At 69.8% G+C, this 16,072-nt stretch carries 16 protein-coding genes; 12 read left to right on the top strand and 4 right to left on the bottom strand.

Features of this window, described 5'->3' with window-relative positions:
* Window positions 1-6: 6 nt before the first annotated feature.
* Complete coding sequence (gene rlmC / locus KNO15_RS17570; RefSeq protein WP_241705098.1) at window positions 7-1,131, top strand: 23S rRNA (uracil(747)-C(5))-methyltransferase RlmC; 1,125 nt, start codon at window positions 7-9, stop codon at window positions 1,129-1,131.
* Here the strand turns inward: rlmC and KNO15_RS17565 are convergent.
* The 3 genes from KNO15_RS17565 to msrB all read right to left on the bottom strand — a co-directional run bounded on the left by KNO15_RS17565 (window position 1,128) and on the right by msrB (window position 3,863).
* Entirely contained in the window at window positions 1,128-2,747 is a 1,620-nt protein-coding gene (locus tag KNO15_RS17565; protein ID WP_241705097.1) for a peroxidase family protein, read from the bottom strand. The genes rlmC and KNO15_RS17565 overlap by 4 nt on opposite strands.
* A gap of 145 nt (window positions 2,748-2,892) precedes the next feature.
* Window positions 2,893-3,405, bottom strand: coding sequence for a peptide-methionine (S)-S-oxide reductase MsrA (gene msrA / locus KNO15_RS17560; RefSeq protein ID WP_241705096.1), 513 nt, complete (start codon window positions 3,403-3,405; stop codon window positions 2,893-2,895).
* Window positions 3,405-3,863 carry a peptide-methionine (R)-S-oxide reductase MsrB gene (gene msrB, locus KNO15_RS17555; protein WP_241705095.1) on the bottom strand — a complete coding sequence of 153 codons (459 nt, stop codon included), beginning with the start codon at window positions 3,861-3,863 and terminating at the stop codon, window positions 3,405-3,407. Before msrB ends, msrA begins: the two co-directional genes overlap by 1 nt.
* Window positions 3,864-4,118: 255 nt before the next feature.
* On the opposite strand from msrB, the gene KNO15_RS17550 reads away from it, so the two are divergent.
* From KNO15_RS17550 to KNO15_RS17515, 8 genes are all read left to right on the top strand, one after another.
* A complete protein-coding gene (locus tag KNO15_RS17550) occupies window positions 4,119-5,114 on the top strand; it encodes an SDR family oxidoreductase (RefSeq protein WP_241705094.1) in 996 nt (331 codons plus the stop codon).
* 107 nt (window positions 5,115-5,221) lie between these two features.
* Window positions 5,222-6,385, top strand: coding sequence for an ROK family transcriptional regulator (locus KNO15_RS17545; RefSeq protein WP_241705093.1), 1,164 nt, complete (start codon window positions 5,222-5,224; stop codon window positions 6,383-6,385).
* 69 nt (window positions 6,386-6,454) lie between these two features.
* On the top strand, window positions 6,455-7,786 hold the full coding sequence (locus KNO15_RS17540) for an ABC transporter substrate-binding protein (RefSeq protein WP_241705092.1): 1,332 nt from the start codon (window positions 6,455-6,457) through the stop codon (window positions 7,784-7,786).
* Window positions 7,787-7,790: 4 nt separating this feature from the next.
* Window positions 7,791-8,774 carry a carbohydrate ABC transporter permease gene (locus KNO15_RS17535; protein ID WP_241705091.1) on the top strand — a complete coding sequence of 328 codons (984 nt, stop codon included), beginning with the start codon at window positions 7,791-7,793 and terminating at the stop codon, window positions 8,772-8,774.
* Window positions 8,771-9,676 carry a carbohydrate ABC transporter permease gene (locus KNO15_RS17530; protein WP_241705090.1) on the top strand — a complete coding sequence of 302 codons (906 nt, stop codon included), beginning with the start codon at window positions 8,771-8,773 and terminating at the stop codon, window positions 9,674-9,676. Before KNO15_RS17535 ends, KNO15_RS17530 begins: the two co-directional genes overlap by 4 nt.
* Before the next feature lie 3 nt (window positions 9,677-9,679).
* Window positions 9,680-10,939, top strand: a complete 1,260-nt coding sequence (locus tag KNO15_RS17525) for a 6-phospho-beta-glucosidase (protein ID WP_241705089.1) — start codon at window positions 9,680-9,682, stop codon at window positions 10,937-10,939.
* Complete coding sequence (locus tag KNO15_RS17520; protein WP_241705088.1) at window positions 10,936-11,937, top strand: N-acetylglucosamine kinase; 1,002 nt, start codon at window positions 10,936-10,938, stop codon at window positions 11,935-11,937. Before KNO15_RS17525 ends, KNO15_RS17520 begins: the two co-directional genes overlap by 4 nt.
* Window positions 11,898-12,599, top strand: a complete 702-nt coding sequence (locus tag KNO15_RS17515; protein ID WP_308220457.1) for a protein-L-isoaspartate(D-aspartate) O-methyltransferase — start codon at window positions 11,898-11,900, stop codon at window positions 12,597-12,599. Before KNO15_RS17520 ends, KNO15_RS17515 begins: the two co-directional genes overlap by 40 nt.
* Window positions 12,600-12,822: 223 nt before the next feature.
* Here the strand turns inward: KNO15_RS17515 and KNO15_RS17510 are convergent, their stop codons facing one another.
* The gene (locus KNO15_RS17510) at window positions 12,823-13,587 is read right to left on the bottom strand and encodes a gamma-glutamyl-gamma-aminobutyrate hydrolase family protein (protein ID WP_241705086.1); all 765 of its coding nucleotides are present in this window, start codon (window positions 13,585-13,587) and stop codon (window positions 12,823-12,825) included.
* A 145-nt stretch (window positions 13,588-13,732) separates the two neighbouring features.
* Between KNO15_RS17510 and KNO15_RS17505 the strand changes: the two genes are divergently transcribed.
* From KNO15_RS17505 to KNO15_RS17495, 3 genes are read left to right on the top strand one after another with little or no spacing between them, the layout of a single operon-like run.
* Window positions 13,733-14,341: a TPM domain-containing protein gene (locus KNO15_RS17505; RefSeq protein WP_241705085.1), complete on the top strand. Its 609-nt coding sequence runs from the start codon at window positions 13,733-13,735 to the stop codon at window positions 14,339-14,341.
* A 43-nt stretch (window positions 14,342-14,384) separates the two neighbouring features.
* Window positions 14,385-15,242: an arginase family protein gene (locus KNO15_RS17500; RefSeq protein ID WP_241705084.1), complete on the top strand. Its 858-nt coding sequence runs from the start codon at window positions 14,385-14,387 to the stop codon at window positions 15,240-15,242.
* Window positions 15,243-15,261: 19 nt separating this feature from the next.
* The gene (locus tag KNO15_RS17495) at window positions 15,262-16,047 is read left to right on the top strand and encodes a crotonase/enoyl-CoA hydratase family protein (protein WP_241705083.1); all 786 of its coding nucleotides are present in this window, start codon (window positions 15,262-15,264) and stop codon (window positions 16,045-16,047) included.
* The last annotated feature ends 25 nt before the right edge of the window (window positions 16,048-16,072 follow it).

The following is a 16,072-nucleotide window of genomic DNA, read 5'->3' as shown; positions in this document are numbered from 1 at the left end:
CGCGGAATGGACTGCTCGTACTTCGACGCCGGCGTATGCCGCTCGTGCACGCTGATGGGCGTCCCGTACGGCGAGCAGCTGGCCCGCAAGGACGGCCACGCGCGAGACCTCCTCGCGCCCTACGGTGACGCGATCTGGCTGCCGCCGGTGGCCAGCGCCGAGTCCGGCTACCGCAACAAGGCCAAGATGGTCGTCTCGGGCACCGTGGACGCGCCGACAATCGGCATCCTCGACGAGGCGGGCCGTGGCGTCGACCTGCGCGAATGCGGCATCTGCGCGCCCGGAGTGCGGGCAGCACTCCCGGTGCTCGCGGCCTTCGTCACCCGCAGCCGGCTCGAGCCGTACAGCGTCCCGGACCGGCGCGGCGAGCTCAAGTACGTCCTGGTGACGCACTCCCCCGACGACGAGCTGATGGTGCGGTTCGTCGTGCGGACCCGCGCCGGCGTCGATCGCATCCGTGCCAGGCTCGACGAGCTGCTCGCGGCACTGCCGAACGCCGTCGTCGTGACGGCGAACCTCCAGCCGGAGCACAAGGCGGTCGTCGAAGGCGACACCGAGATCGTGCTGACCGCGCAGTCGTCCCTCGTCATGCGCGTCGGCGGCGTCCCGCTGCGGTTGCGTCCGCAGAGCTTCTTCCAGACGAACACCGCCGTCGCCGAGAGCCTCTACGAGCAGGTGACCGAGTGGGTGGACGCGGTGTCGCCGGCGAGCGTGTGGGACCTCTACTGCGGCGTCGGCGGCTTCGCGCTCAACGTGGCGGCGCCCAGGCGGCGCGTCGTCGGGGTCGAGACCAGTACGGAGGCGGTGCGCAGTGCCCGCGCGACGGCGGCGGCCGCCGGGCTGCCGCACGTGGCGTTCCGTGCAGGAGACGCGACAGCGTTCGCGCTCCGGGCGAAGACGACGCCAGACCTGGTCATCGTGAACCCGCCGCGACGCGGGATCGGCGCGGACCTATCGGGATGGCTCGAAGGCTCCGGCATCCCGAACGTCGTGTACTCCAGCTGCAACCCGAACAGCCTGTCGCACGACCTCGCCCGCATGCCGTCGTACCGCATCCGCACCGGGCGGGTTCTCGACATGTTCCCGCAGACGGGGCATCTGGAGGTCGCGGTGCTGCTGGATCGGGTCTAGCCGGCGAACGCGATATTCACGATGTCGGAGAGCGTGAACTCACCGGCAGTCGGACCGAGATTCGGCCTCCAGTTCGGCTGGACCGACAGATAGCTCAGATGATCGCCGGAGAGTAGTCCGATGAGGACCTCCGCCACGATACGGCCTCCGACAGGCCCGAGTCCGGCCGACTCAGAGCGCACCTCCGATTCCTTGAGAATGTAGAACCACAGCGGGGTGCGACCCCTCAGATCGCTCTTCACGTCGTCGGTCACATCGACGTTCGTGAAGACCTCGTCCGGCGTGAGAGGCTCGATCCCCATCGCGCGGGACACGTCCTCGCCCGAAGGCAGACCGAGGCGCTTGCCACGCAGGAGGTTGCGGATAGCTAGGGAGCGTGCGATTTCGGGGCCGGCGGCGGTCGAGATGACCTCTGCTCCCGCAACGGAGGTGGGAAGGGTTTTGAGCGGCGTGGCGATCGTCGCGTCAAGCTTGTAACTCGGCTGCGGCGTACCGGGCACGGGCTGCTCGCTACTCGTGATCCGAGGGAGGAAGAATCTCCAATCGACGCCCCACTCGCGCGGTAGCGTCTTGAAGCCGTTGAGGCCTCCTCTGGGCTTGTCGGCATCCGGGGTGAAGATCGGAATGCGGTGTGCACCCTCGGGAGGCAGCGGGTCTGGCCGTGCGACCGTGTTGATGAAGTAACTCGGCCGGACGATCGAGTGACCGAACCGATAGGCGGCGACGCTGAACTCCACCGGCATGAACGGCTGTCGACGGAACCTGTAGAACACCAGTCGCGGCTTCGGCCGGGTGACGGTGAGCGCTGTCGACGCGGACGAGACGAAGCTCTCCTCCGGAAGGATGTCGTCCACGACGTCCTTGCCTACGAGGCGGGGCAGGTAGTCGTGCACGACGACCCACTGATAGTGCCAGCGAACCAGGCGTTGCGCGTGCTTCAGCTGGTCGGCAGCGGACCAGGCAGGAAAGTCCGTCTTCACTGAATCGACGACGGCGTTGTGAAAGCGCAGAAAGACGGACTGCAGCTGCGAGACGATCACGTTCTCGTCGTTGCGCGGGTCTCCGATGATCGCTCGCTCGGACGCCACACGCTGCAGATCGAAGGCACCGAATCCGGGAGACTGTCGATCCCCCAGCGACAGGTGCAGACCGTCACTGTCGTAGAGGTAGGGCTGATCGGACGGCCCCCTCCCGTAGACGGAGTCCAGGTCGAACTTGGGCGTGCGGAAATCGACGAGGGCATCCGGATCGTTCTGCCTGGTCAGGCTGGAGGCGGGGTCGAAGGTGATGTCGTGGTCGACGAACTGGCCGAAATAGGTGTAGCCGGCCGGTAGGCGCAGCTCGTCGCTCATGTCTAGCGTCGCCGTGTTCTCATCCTCGTCCTCCGCACCGAGCTCCTTTGCCGGCTCCGCGGGCTGGATCATCGCGTCGGCGAGGGCGATCAGGGACGCGTCGGCGAGATCATAGGTCGGGAGGTCGCGGAACATCCTCCCGTAGCGACCGCCGGTGAAATCGGATTCCGGTGTGTTCTCCAACCCGCGAGGCGCCTGACCTCCGTGCAGATGCGGACTGGTGGGAGTGGTGGGCGTCGAGCCGGTGGGCGTGTTCGGATGCATGGATCCCCCTTGATCGTTTCTGGTGAGGTGGGGTGACACGGTCGGTCTACTCCACCCCACCAGAATTGGCAAGAGGAATCCTCATTATTCGCCGGACGCTTACCCGACTCCCGATCAGAGGGACGGCCTCCGATCGGAAGGGAGACTAGCTCGCCGCCGCCTCACGGCGCGGGAGCTTCCAGTCGGGACGCGCGAAGTGGCAGGTGTAGCCCCACGGGATGCGCTCCAGGTAGTCCTGGTGCTCCGGCTCCGCCTCCCAGAACGGACCGGCCGCGGTCACCTCGGTCACGACCTTGCCCGGCCAGAGACCGGACGCGTCGACGTCGGCGATTGTGTCCTCCGCCACGCGGCGCTGCTCGTCGTTCTCGTAGAATATCGCCGAACGGTAGCTCGTGCCCACGTCGTTGCCCTGACGGTTCTTCGTCGACGGGTCGTGGATCTGGAAGAAGAACTCCAGCAGATCGCGGTAGCTGATGCGCTCGGGGTCGAACTCGATCTCGATCGCCTCGGCGTGGGTGCCGTGGTTGCGGTAGGTGGCGTTCGGGACGTCGCCGCCGGAGTACCCGACGCGGGTGCTCACCACGCCGGGACGTTTGCGGATGAGGTCCTGCATGCCCCAGAAACAGCCTCCAGCCAGGATGGCCTTCTCGGTCGTCATCAGTGCTTCTCCTCGTTCTCGAAAAGGTGGATGTAGTCGCCGTAGCCCTGCTCCTCCAGCTCGGCGAGCGGGACGAAGCGGAGTGCGGCGGAGTTGATGCAGTAGCGCAGGCCGCCGGCCTCGGCGGGCCCGTCGTCGAACAGGTGGCCGAGGTGGCTGTCACCGTGGGCGGAGCGCACCTCGGTGCGCACCATCCCGTAGGTGCGGTCGGTCTTCTCCACGATGTTCGCAGGGTCGACCGGCACGGTGAAGCTCGGCCAGCCGGAACGGCTGTCGTACTTGTTCACCGAGGCGAAGAGCGGCTCGCCCGACACGATGTCGACGTACAGCCCCGCCTCGTGGTTGTTCCAGAACTCGTTGCGGAAGGCGGGCTCGGTGGCCGCCTCCTGGGTGACCGCGTACTGCGCGGGGGTGAGCCGCGCGACGGCGTCCTGGCTCTTGCGATAGTCCTGTGTCACGTTTCCTCCTGTGTGCGGCGAGCGCTGGCTGCGGCGCCGTCAGTAAGGAGAACAGCAAGGAGGCTCGGGTTGGTCCCGCTGTTGCTGTGAGTTCACTGAGGGCCGTTAGGGCGCGCAGGGCGCGGTCGATGGCGGTCTGCACGCGGGGCCGTCCGGGACCTTAACCTCACGGCCCCGACCGCGTTAGTCTGAGTCTTCTGGGGCCAGGGGGAATTCGGGCTTCGGCGAGAGCCGGCGATGACGCGAGGAGCGAGTATGACAGCGACACGGACACTCTTCATCGGCGGCACGGGGGTCATCAGCTCCGCGTGTGTCGCCAGGGCCCTCGAGAAGGGCCACGAGGTCACGGTCGTCAATCGGGGGAACAGCGACCTCCGCCCGCTCCCCGACGGTGTGGAGGTGCTGCACGCGGACATCCGCGACCCCGAGAGCGTGCACGCGGTGCTCGGCGAACGCAGCTTCGACGTCGCAGCGGAGTTCCTGGCGTTCACACCGGAGCACATCCGCACCGACTTCGACCTGTTCGAGGGCCGGGTCGGACAGTTCGTCTTCATCTCCTCGGCCTCGGCCTATCAGACGCCGCCCGCGCGGATGCCGGTGATCGAGTCGACGCCGCTGCGCAACCCGTTCTGGCAGTACTCCCGCGACAAGATCGCGTGCGAGGACCTCCTGGTGGAGGCCTACCGCGACCGCGGCTTCCCCATCACGATCGTGCGCCCGTCCCACACCTACGACCGCACCATGATCCCGACCACCGGGCACTGGACCGATCTCGAGCGGATGCGCCGCGGCGCCCCGGTCGTGGTGCACGGCGACGGCACCAGCCGCTGGACGATCACCCACAACACCGATTTCGCCGTCGCCTTCGTGGGGCTGCTCGGCCGGCCGGAGGCCGTGGGCGACTCCTTCCACATCACCTCGGACGAAGCGCCGACCTGGGACCAGATCTACTGCTACCTCGCAGAGGCCCTGGGCGTGGAGGCGGAGCTGGTGCACGTCGCCAGCGAGACCATCGCCGCCGCCCTCCCCGACCTCGGCCCCGGCCTGCTGGGCGACAAGGCGCACTCGATGCACTTCGACAACGCAAAGGTCAAGGCGCTCGTGCCGGAGTACGAGGCGCGCGTGGCGTTCGCCCACGGGGCCGGCGAGATCGTCGACTGGTATCTGGCCGACGCGTCCCGGCAGCAGGTGGACCCCGACCTGGACGCGGCGTTCGACCGCCTCGTGGACCACGCCCGCACGGTGGTCTGAGCGGCTCTCCGCGTCACGGTCCGGTCTCATTTTCGTCGGCCTCTTTACTATAAAGAAACTTTCCTGATACATTCGCCCCACGACATCGTTCCGACGAGGGGATGAGAATGGCCGACCGACCCGTCCGGGGCACCCCGGGGTGGCTCCGCGAGACCAACGACCGCACGGCGCTCGCGCTGCTGCTCGAGCACGGCGTGCTCACCCGCACCCGCATCGGGGAGCTCTCCGGGCTCTCCAAGCCCACCGCGGCGCAGATGGTGTCGCGGCTCGAGACGGCCGGTCTCATCCACGTCGTCGGCGAGGTCTCCGCCGGCCGCGGCCCGAACGCCGCCGGCTACGCGGTGCGCACCGATCGGATGCTGGGCGTCGCCGTCGACATCGACGCGGTGTCGCTGCGGTCGACAGTCGTCGACGCCGGCGGAGCGGAGCATCCGATCGCCGTGACCCCGCTCGCACTGCCTCCCCGGCCCGCCCGCACCCCCGAGGCCGACCTCCGGCTCGCGATCGAGGCCGCGTGCGCCGCCGCGGGCGTCGGCGCCGAGCGCGTCCGCGCGGTCTGCGTCGGCGTGCAGGGCGCGCTCGACCCGCGCACCGACGAGCTCACCTACATCGAGACGCTCCCTGGCTGGACCGAGCGCGGCATCCGGAAGAGGCTCGAAGACGCCCTCGACATCGCGGTCCACATCGACAACGACGTGAACCTCGCCGCGGTCGCCGAGCGCACGGAGGGCGCCGGCGCCGACATCGCCGGCTTCGCCCTGCTCTGGATGGGCGACGGCCTCGGCCTCGCCGTCGACCAGGCCGGCTCGGTGCACCGCGGAGCCTCCGGCGGCGCCGGCGAGATCGGCTACCTGCCGATCCCCCGCTCGGCCGCCGATCTCGACCCGGAGGCCGCCGACCTCCAGGACCTCATCGGAGGGCCAGCCGTCGTCGCTCTGGCCGCCGCGCACGGGCTGACCGAAGACCTGCGCGGCGACGACGCGGCGATCGACACGCTCGTCACCGAGCTCGCCCAGCGGGTCGCGGTCGGCGTCGTGCCTGTGCTGGCGCTCCTCGACCCGGAGCTGGTCGTGCTCGGCGGCCCCACCGGAGCCGCCTTCGGCGACCGGCTCGCCGAGCTCGTCACGGCCGAGCTGCGCGCCGGCTGGGGCGAACGCGCCGTCGTGGCCACCGGCGTCCCCACCAACCCCGTCCTCCGCGGCGCACGCGAGCACCTCCTCGGCGAGGTGCGCGAGGCGCTCTTCGACGAAGTGTCGCGCATCGCCGTCTGAGTGACGGCCGACACCTCAGCACCACACCGTCCACCTGAAATCACGAGAAGGATCAGCGAGGAACCACCCGTGAAACACCGTCACCTCATCGCAGCCGCCGCGGTCGCCGCGGCCGCTGCACTCACCCTGGCCGGCTGCTCCGGAGGATCCTCCGGAACGTCGTTCCAGGACAGCACGCCGTCCGACCTGTCGGGGACCGTGTCGTTCTGGCACTTCTTCTCCGACCGGGAGGCCAAGGTCGTCCAGTCGGTCGTCGACGACTTCGAGAAGAAGTACCCCAAGGTCAAGGTCGACGTGCACTCCGGCCAGGACGACGAGAAGCTGCAGAAGGCGATCGCCACCGGCAGCAAGGTCGACGTCGGACTCTCGTACTCGACCGACATCGTCGGCAACTTCTGCTCGAACGGCGCGTTCCGGTCGCTCAACAAGGTGATCGCGCGCGACAAGGTCGACATGAGCCAGTTCAGCGACACCGTGAAGTCCTACACGGAGTTCAAGGGCAACCGCTGCGCGATGCCGATGCTCGCCGACGTCTACGGCCTCTATTACAACAAGAAGCTGCTGCAGGCCGCCGGGTTCACCGAGCCGCCCAAGACGCTGAGCGAGCTGGAGTCGATGGCCGACAAGCTCACCACGTTCAACCCCGACGGCTCGATCAAGACGCTCGGCTTCAACCCGACCATGGGCTGGTACGAGAACTCGGCCGCCCACTACGGCCCGGCCGCCGGCGCCGAGTGGCTGAAGGCCGACGGCACCAGCGCGATCTCCTCCTCCCCCGGCTGGAAGGAGCTGATCGAGTGGCAGAAGGCCTACGTCGACAAGATCGGCTGGGACAAGCTCAACGCCTTCACCTCGGGGCTCGGCCAGGAGTTCTCGGCCGACAACGCCTTCCAGACCGGCCAGGTCGCGATGAACATGGACGGCGAGTACCGCACCGCCTTCATCGGCGACCAGGCCAAGGACCTCGACTACGGCACCGCGCCGTTCCCGACGGCAGACGACCACACCGACCTGTACGGCGGCGGGTACATCACCGGCAACATCATCGGCATCTCCAAGGGCTCCCAGCACCCGGAGCTCGCCTGGGCGCTGCTGAAGTACCTCACCACCGACACCGGGGCGGTCGTGAAGCTCGCCAACGGCCTGAAGAACGTGCCGACCACGAAGGACGCGCTCGCCTCCCCCGACCTGGAGGTCTCTCCGCAGTTCAAGACGTTCCTCGACATCGCGTCGAACAAGAACGTCATGACCACCCCGGCGAGCCCGCTCGGCGCCGGCTACCAGAACACCTTCCAGGACTGGTGGAACAAGTACCAGAGCCAGGGCGGCGACATCGACGCGGGCCTGAAGTCGGTCGACAAGCAGATCAACGACGCCCTCGCCCTCTCGAAGGGCCCGTGAGGTCGTGACCACGACGGCCCAGAGCGCGGGGCGGGCGACCGCCCGCCCCGCGCGGTCCTCCCGGAGCCGCCGGCGCCGCAACCTGGTGACGCTCGCGCTGCTCGCGCCCGCGCTGCTCGGGTTGGCGATCTTCTTCGTCTACCCGCTCATCGCCTCCATCTACTACTCCTTCACCCGATTCGACCTGATCTCCCCACCCCAGTGGATCGGCCTCCGCAACTACGAGTACCTCTTCACGCAGGACCCGAACGTCTGGACCGCGACGCTCAACACGCTCTGGTTCGTCGTGATCTGGGTTCCGGTGAAGACCGGGTTCGCGCTCATCGTCGCCGGGCTCCTCGCCCGGGCGCGCCGCGCATCCGGGGTCTGGCGGACGATCTTCTACCTGCCGGCCCTCGTGCCGCCGGTCGCGAGCGTCGTGGCGTTCGTGTTCCTCTTCAACCCGGGGACCGGTCCGGTGAACCAGGTGCTCGCCTGGTTCGGGATCAAGGGCCCGCTGTGGTTCAACGACCCGGCTTGGTCGAAACCGTCACTCGTCCTGCTGGGCATCTGGGTGATGGGCGACATCATGATCATCTTCCTCGCGGCCCTGCTCGATGTGCCGCGCGAGCAGTACGAAGCCGCCTCGCTCGACGGGGCGAGCGGAGTGCAGAAGGTGCGCTACGTCACCCTGCCGAGCATCGCGCCCGTGCTGCTGTTCGCGGCCGTCACCGGTGTCATCGCGGCCATCCAGTATTTCACGGAGGCCGCGGTCGCCTCCTCGGTCGCCAGCGGCAAGGCCGTGGTCGGCGAGGGGATCGGCAGCACCCTCGGCTACCCCGACAACTCCCTGCTCACCTACACGCAGTGGCTGTACGTGCGCGGCTTCGGGACGTACCAGCTGGGTTACGCCTCGGCGCTGGCCGTGCTCCTGTTCGTCGTCGCCGCGATCATCCTGCTCCTGCTCCTGCGCCGGTTCAAGGCGTTCACCCCGGAAGGCGCGCAATGACCTCCGCTACCCTCACCCCGAAAGCCCCGGCCTCCCCCGCGGCGCCGCAGCGCAAGATCCGCACGCCCCGCTCGTTGCGCACCAGGGCGGTCCTCGGCTGGATCGCCGAGCACGCCGTGCTCATCGTGCTGGCCGTGCTGTTCGTCGCGCCCGTCGTATTCGTCTTCCTGACCTCGGTGATGTCGAGCTCGCAGACACTCACGGCCTCCCTCTGGCCGCAGCCGTTCGTGTGGCAGAACTACGTCACCGTCTTCACCACCGTCCCGCTCGCCCAGTGGTTCGCCAACTCGGCGATGTACGCGATCCTGGCCACAGCCTTCATGCTGGTCTCGTCGGTGCCCGCCGCGTACGCGCTGGCCAAGATCCGGTTCCGCGGCTCCGGGATCCTGTTCACGGCGATCATCGTGGCCATGCTGCTGCCGCCGCAGGTGACGGCCATCCCGATCTACGTGATGTGGTCGCAGCTCGGGCTCACCGGCTCCCTCTGGCCGCTGATCCTGCCGAACCTGCTCGGGGACGCGTTCTCGATCTTCCTGCTGCGCCAGTTCTTCCTCACCATCCCGACGGAGTACTCGGACGCTGCCCGGATCGACGGGAACGGCGAGTTCGGCGTGCTCTGGCGGGTCGTGCTCCCGATGGCGAAGCCCGGCATCGCGGCGACGGCGATCTTCATGTTCTTCAACTCGTGGAACGACTACTACGGCCCCCTGCTGTACACCTCGGAGAACCCGGCAGCGTGGCCGGTGGCCTACGGACTGGCATCGTTCCGCGGCGTCCACGGCACCGACTGGGGACTCACCATGGCGATGACGATGCTCGTCACCGTCCCCGTCGTCATCATCTTCTTCTTCGCCCAACGCGTCTTCGTGGAGGGCATCACACTCACCGGCGTGAAGGGATAACGCGTGAAACTGGCTGTCGTAGGCGGAGGATCCACCTACACCCCCGAACTCGTGGACGGATTTGCGCGCCTGCGCGACCTGCTGCCGATCGAGGAGCTCTGGCTCGTCGACACCGATCCGGAACGGCTCCGGCTCGTCGGCGGTGTCAGCGAGCGCATGTTCCGCGCCGCCGGCCACCCGGGCCGCGTCGTACCCACCTCCGATCTGGTCGCCGGCGTCGCCGACGCCGACGCCGTGCTCATCCAGCTGCGGGTGGGCGGCCAGGCCGCCCGCCATGGCGACGAGACCTTCCCGCACGAGTGCGGCTGCATCGGCCAGGAGACCACCGGGCCGGGCGGCTTCGCCAAGGCACTGCGGACCGTCCCGGTCGTGCTGTCCGTGGCGGAGGTCATCCGGAAGCACGCCAAGCCGGACGCGTGGATCGTCGACTTCACCAACCCGGTCGGCATCGTCACGCGCGCGCTTCTCCAGGAGGGGCACAGGGCGGTCGGGCTCTGCAACGTGGCGATCGGCTTCCAGCGCCGGTTCGCCGCACTGCTCGACGTGGCACCGGCGGAGGTCGGACTCGGCCACGTCGGCCTCAACCACCTGACCTGGGAGCGGTCGGTCACGGTCGGCGGACGCGACGTGCTGCCCGAACTGCTGTCCACCCGCCTGCCCCAGCTCGCCGAGGAGATCGAGCTTCCGGCCTCCCTGATCCGCCTGCTCGGGAACGTGCCGAGCTACTATCTGCGCTACTACTACGCCCACGACGAGGTGCTGCGCGAGCAGCTCGACGCACCGACCAGGGCGGAGGCCGTGCAGCGGGTCGAACGCGAACTGCTCGAGCTCTACGCCGACCCGTCGGTCGACACCAAGCCGGAACAGCTCGCCCAGCGCGGCGGTGCGTTCTACTCCGAGGCGGCGGTCGACCTGCTCGCTTCGCTGACGAGCGACCGCGGCGATGTGCAGGTGGTCAACCTGCGCAACGACGGCACGCTGCCGTTCCTGCCCGACGACCACGTGATCGAGGTCCCGGCCACGGTCGGTGCGACCGGCGTGCACGCGCAGCAGATCGCTCCCCTGCCCGACGACATGGCGGGACTCATCGGGCACGTCGCCGGGTACGAGCGGCTCGCGCTCGACGCCGCCGTCCACGGCGGTCGCGACCGGGTCGTGCGGGCGATGCTCGCCCATCCGCTCGTCGGGCAGTACGACCGGGCGGAGAAGCTGACCGACCTGCTCATCGCACGCAACCATCAGCACCTGGCGTGGGCACGATGACCGACCCGACGGGCGGCGCGCCGATCGTGATCGCGGTCGACGGCGGAGGATCGAAGACCGACGCCGTCGCCCTCGAACTCGACGGGACCCTTGTGGCCGCCGTCCGCGGCACGACCTCCAGCCCCCACCTGATCGGGATGGCGGCGACGGCCCGCCTCGTGGACGAGCTCATCGAGCGGCTCCTCGTCGAGACGGGTCCGCGTCCGCTCGCGAGCGCCAACATCTACCTCTCCGGGCTCGACCTGCCCGCAGAGATCGCGGAGTTCCGCGCGGGGATCGCCGGCTACGCGTGGGCCGACGCGATCGTCGACAACGACCTGTTCGCGCTGCTGCGGGCCGGCACCAGCGAGTCCGACGCGGTCGCGGTCGTCTGCGGCACAGGGATCAACTGCGTCGGCGTGCGCGCGGACGGCGCCGTCGTGCGCTACGCCTCCCTCGGGATGACCTCCGGCGACTGGGGCGGCGGCTGGCACCTGGGCGAGAAGGCGCTCTGGCACGCGGCCAGGGCGGTCGACGGCCGCGGGCCGGCCACCACGCTCGCCGCCGCGATCCCCGAGGTCTACGGCCTGACGGGCATCCCCGACGTCATCGAGGCCCTGCACTTCGAGCGCATCGCCAACAGCGAGCTGTCGCGCCTCGCGCCCGCCGTTCTCGCGGCGTCGCGCGCTGGGGACGCGGTCGCACAGCGTCTCGTGGACCGGCAGGCGGAGGAGATCGTGATCCTCGCCGCCACCACGCTGCGCCGGCTGGAGCTGCTCGGCAGCGAGGTGCCGGTCGTCCTCGGCGGAGGGGTGATCGGCTCGGGCGACGAACGGCTGCTGGCCGGGGTGGAGCGCGGCCTCGCCGAGCGGGCGCCGCTGGCCAGGATCACGGTCGTGACGTCCGCGCCCATCCTCGGGGCCGCCCTGCTGGCGCTGGAGGCCGGAGGAGCCTCCGCCGACGCACTGGACCTCGCCGTATCCGGCCTTCAGGACCGGCAGGCCGCGGTGGTTCAATAGGCCTTACGAACAGGGAATACGCCGCAGAACGGGAGCGGATGGTCGAGGAGCAACTCGTCCGCCGCGGGATCGAGGACCAGCGGGTCCTCGACGCGATGCGACGCGTGCCGCGACACGAGTTCGTCCCCGAGGGTTCCGAACGGTACGCCTACGAGGATCACCCGATGCCGATCGGCGACGGCCAGACCATCTCGCAGCCGTTCATCGTCGCGCTCATGCTCGAGGCAGCCAGGATCGGCCCGGAGGACAGCGTCCTCGACGTCGGGACCGGCTCAGGCTATGCGGCGGCCGTCGCCGCGGAGCTCGGTCACCGCGTCGTCAGCATCGAACGCCATCCCGAGCTGGCGGTGACGGCCGCGGCGACGCTGGAGGCCCTGGGCTACCGGGTGAACGTCGTCACCGGCGACGGCACGCTCGGGTGGCCGGCGGGCGCGCCGTACGACGTGATCATCGCGGCGGCGACCGGCCCGACGCTGCCGCGGGCGTGGCCGGAGCAGCTAACGCGGGAGGGGCGGATCGTGATGCCGGTCGGCCGCCCGGGAGGCGCGCAGCACCTCACGGTGTTCGAGCGCGGCGCCGACGGCGACCTCCACGGGCGCAGCCTCGGCGCTGTCACGTTCGTGCCGCTCGTCGGCGACGACGGCTGGCGCGACCGGGAGTGACGACATTCGTCACGAATCTGCGTGTGCGTCTGGCGACGCATTTGCTGCGAATGTGGCGTTCGCGGCGTTGTATCGCCGCATTTGGCGCAAATGCGCCATCCCTAGCCCCGCCGGGGCGGGGTGAGATTCGTCACGAATCGTGGGATTCGTGGCACGAATGTCGGGATTCGTCACGAATGTCGCGGGGGTGGGGCGGCAGGGGCGCGGCGGAGCCGCGGCGGCGCTAGGCGGCGGTCGCGACAGCGGCGACAGCGCCGACGGCGGCGCGGGCGCGCGAGCGCAGCGAGCCGAGGAGCGCGGCGAGCTGGCCGGCGGGGGCGCCCGGGTCCTCCGGATGCCACTGGACGGCGAGGATCGGCGCGGACTCGTGCTCGATCGCCTCCACGTGGCCGTCGGGCGCGCGACCGGTCACGACCAGTGCCTCGCCGACGACGTCGACCGCCTGATGGTGTGCGCTGCGGACCGACACCACGGGGCCGCCGAGCAGCTCCTCGACTCTGCTGCCGGGCTCGAGCAGCACGGGGTGGGTGGTCAGCACCTCGGGAATCGGGACACCGCGGCGCACGTGGTCGCCGTCGCCGAGGTCTTGGACGAGCGTGCCGCCGAGCGCGACATTGACGATCTGGAGGCCGCGGCAGATGCCGAGCAGCGGCATCCCGCGCTCGATCGCCCGGTGGACCAGCGCGAGCTGGGCGGCGTCGGCGGTCTCGCGGTGCAGGCTCTCGTGCGGGTAGCCTCCCGACGCTCCGTAGAACCGCGGGGCGATGTCCTCGCCTCCCACGATCACCGCGGCGTCCGCGCGCTCCGTCGCGGCCAGCAGCGCGTCGGTGCCCTCGTCGGCGGCGAGCCTGGTCACCGTCCAGCCGTCGGCCTCCGCCGCACGGACGACCCCGCCGACCAGCACCTGAACGTACGCGTGATACTCCGGGTCGTGCCCGCGCAAGCGCGTCGCCTCGACGACGGCGAGGGTGCGGGAGGCCGGAGACATACGAGCCATTGTGGGCGGAACGTGCGCTGCGCGCATCCGTGGCCGTAACAGGCGGCAACACGTGACGGGGAGATCGAACAGTGACACGCATCGGGGCCGTCAATAGACTCGGCTGGATGACAGGTGAGCTCGAGAGAGTGGGTGGATGTCTGTGCGTCGCGTCCTGACCGCGTTCCTCCTCGCCGTCGGCGCGGCCGTTGCGCCGCTCGCGCTGGCCGCCCCGGCCGCCGAGGCCGCCGAGCCGGTCGCGCTCGGTCCCGGCCATGTCGTCGACCAGGCGGGAGTGCTGTCGAAAGCGGACATCGACACGATCGAAGCGGCCACTGCCACACTCAAGAAGAATCATCAGATCACGCTCTACGTGGTGTTCGTCGACCACTTCACCGACCCCGCCGATGCGGAGGACTGGGCGAACGAGACGGCCGCGCGCAACGATCTGGGGCCCACGGACTACCTGCTGGCGGCCGAGACCGACGGCAGCGCCTACTACCTCTCCGGCGACGACAGCGGGCCGGTGAGCGACCAGCAGCTCACCACCATCGAGCAGGACCAGGTCGGGCCCGCGCTGCACGCGCAGGACTGGACGAAAGCCGCCGTCGCCGCAGCCAACGGGCTCGGCGACGCCGTGGGCGGCGGCCCCGGGCCCTGGTTCGTGTGGCTGCTGGTCGTCGTGCTGGTCGCGATCGCGGCGGTCGTGTTCCTGCTGATCCGCCGCCAACGGAACTCACGGAGCAGGAGGGCGACGACACCATGACACCGAACCGCACGGCCATGACACCGAACCGGAAGGAGAGAGGATGAGCCCGGCTTCGTTCCTCGTCATCCCCCAGTGGCAGGGCTCCGGCTCGTCCCGCGCCATGCGGCTCATCGACGGCGCCGACGCCATCCGCGGCGACCTGCCGACGACGGCCACCCACAGTGTGGCCGTGCCCGCGGCGGCCGGCGAAGCGCTCGGCACCGGTGTGCTGCGGTACTCGTCGCTCACGCTGGTGCGCGAGCTGGCGGAGGCCGAGCTGGCGGTGCTGGAGGCGCCGGTCGTCACGATCGGCGGCGACTGCGCTGCAGATCTCGCGAGCGTGCAGCACGCCGTGGCGTCGCATCCGGCCGGCTCGGTCGCCGTGGTCTGGTTCGACGCGCACGGCGACCTCAACAACGTCTCGACTTCGCCGTCCGGGGCTTTCCACGGCATGGTCGTGCGCGCTCTGCTCGGCGACGGACCGGACGGACTCGCGGCGACCGGACCCGCGCGCCTCCACCACGAGCAGCTGGTGCTCGCGGGAACGCGCGCGCTCGACGACGGTGAGTCGGCCTTCGTCGACCGGGTCGGGATCCGGTTGGTCGGGCCGGACGGTTTCGACGACCCGCAGACGCTCGTGGCCGCGGTGGAGGCGACGGGGGCGTCGGCCGTCTACCTCCACGTCGACCTCGACGTGCTCGATCCCTCGGCGGTCGACGGAATCGGCTTCCCCGAGCCGTTCGGCGTCAGTCCCGAACAGTTGTCCGACGCCATCCGGGCGCTGCGGGCACGCTTCGAGCTCGTCGGCGCCGCGATCACCGAGTTCGCCCCCGAGTCACCGGAGGCCGCCGGTCGCGATCTGCCGGTGATCCTCCGGGTGCTGGGTGCGCTCACGGGCCCTCTCCGTGACGTCGGCTGAGCCCGGTAGCGTTGGCGACATGAGCGAACCCCGAATCCTGACCGAACGACGCGGGCACGTCCTCCTCATCGGCCTCAACCGGCCGGAGAAGCGCAACGCGGCCGACTTCGAGCTCCTGACCGGGCTCGCCGAGGCGTACGGAGAGCTCGAACGCGATCCCGACATCCGCGCGGGGCTCGTGTACGCCGTCGGCGACCATTTCACCGGCGGCCTCGACCTGGCCGATGTCGGCCCACGGGTCGGCCCGGACGGTCTCTCGTTCGTCTCCGACACCGGGGTCGACCCCTGGGGCGTCTCCGGACGACAGCGCACCAAGCCCGTCGTCGTCGCCGTGCAGGGCATCTGCCTCACCCTCGGCATCGAGCTCATGCTCGCCGCCGATGTCGCGATCGCGGCCCGGTCGACGCGGTTCGGGCAGATCGAGGTCGCACGCGGCATCCTGCCGTTCGGCGGAGCGACCATCCGGTTCCCGCGGACGGCGGGCTGGGGCAACGCCATGCGCTATCTCCTCACCGGCGACATGTTCGACGCCGACGAGGCCTACCGCATCGGCCTGGTGCAGGAGGTCGTGGACGACGGCGAGCAGTTCGACACGGCGCTGGCCATCGCAGAGCGGATCGCCGCCCAGGCACCGCTCGCGGTGCAGGCCACCCTCGCCAGCGCCTTCACAGCGGTGCGGGAGGGCGACGCGGCCGCCGAGGCGCGGTTGCAGCCGACGCTCGCGCGCCTGGCCGCGAGCGAGGACGCCCGGATCGGCATGCAGGCCTTCCTCTCGCGCACCCCGGCCGAGTTCGTCGGCCGCTGATCGGCGTACGCTCCGCATCAGACTC

Source organism: Leifsonia shinshuensis (genome assembly GCF_022606355.1).
GTDB classification, from domain to species: domain Bacteria; phylum Actinomycetota; class Actinomycetes; order Actinomycetales; family Microbacteriaceae; genus Leifsonia; species Leifsonia shinshuensis_B.
Note: the sequence above shows the minus strand (reverse complement) of the source record. Positions and strands in the feature narration are given on the sequence as shown.

Coding starts and splice junctions, on each gene's coding strand:
- KNO15_RS17510 (WP_241705086.1), bottom strand. CDS start 13,587: ATGTCTCCGGCCTCCCGCACCCTCGCCGTCGTCGAGGCGACGCGCTTG.
- KNO15_RS17565 (WP_241705097.1), bottom strand. CDS start 2,747: ATGCATCCGAACACGCCCACCGGCTCGACGCCCACCACTCCCACCAGT.
- KNO15_RS17495 (WP_241705083.1), top strand. CDS start 15,262: ATGAGCGAACCCCGAATCCTGACCGAACGACGCGGGCACGTCCTCCTC.
- rlmC (WP_241705098.1), top strand. CDS start 7: ATGGACTGCTCGTACTTCGACGCCGGCGTATGCCGCTCGTGCACGCTG.
- KNO15_RS17520 (WP_241705088.1), top strand. CDS start 10,936: ATGACCGACCCGACGGGCGGCGCGCCGATCGTGATCGCGGTCGACGGC.
- KNO15_RS17545 (WP_241705093.1), top strand. CDS start 5,222: ATGGCCGACCGACCCGTCCGGGGCACCCCGGGGTGGCTCCGCGAGACC.
- KNO15_RS17550 (WP_241705094.1), top strand. CDS start 4,119: ATGACAGCGACACGGACACTCTTCATCGGCGGCACGGGGGTCATCAGC.
- KNO15_RS17500 (WP_241705084.1), top strand. CDS start 14,385: ATGAGCCCGGCTTCGTTCCTCGTCATCCCCCAGTGGCAGGGCTCCGGC.
- msrA (WP_241705096.1), bottom strand. CDS start 3,405: ATGACGACCGAGAAGGCCATCCTGGCTGGAGGCTGTTTCTGGGGCATG.
- KNO15_RS17530 (WP_241705090.1), top strand. CDS start 8,771: ATGACCTCCGCTACCCTCACCCCGAAAGCCCCGGCCTCCCCCGCGGCG.
- KNO15_RS17505 (WP_241705085.1), top strand. CDS start 13,733: ATGTCTGTGCGTCGCGTCCTGACCGCGTTCCTCCTCGCCGTCGGCGCG.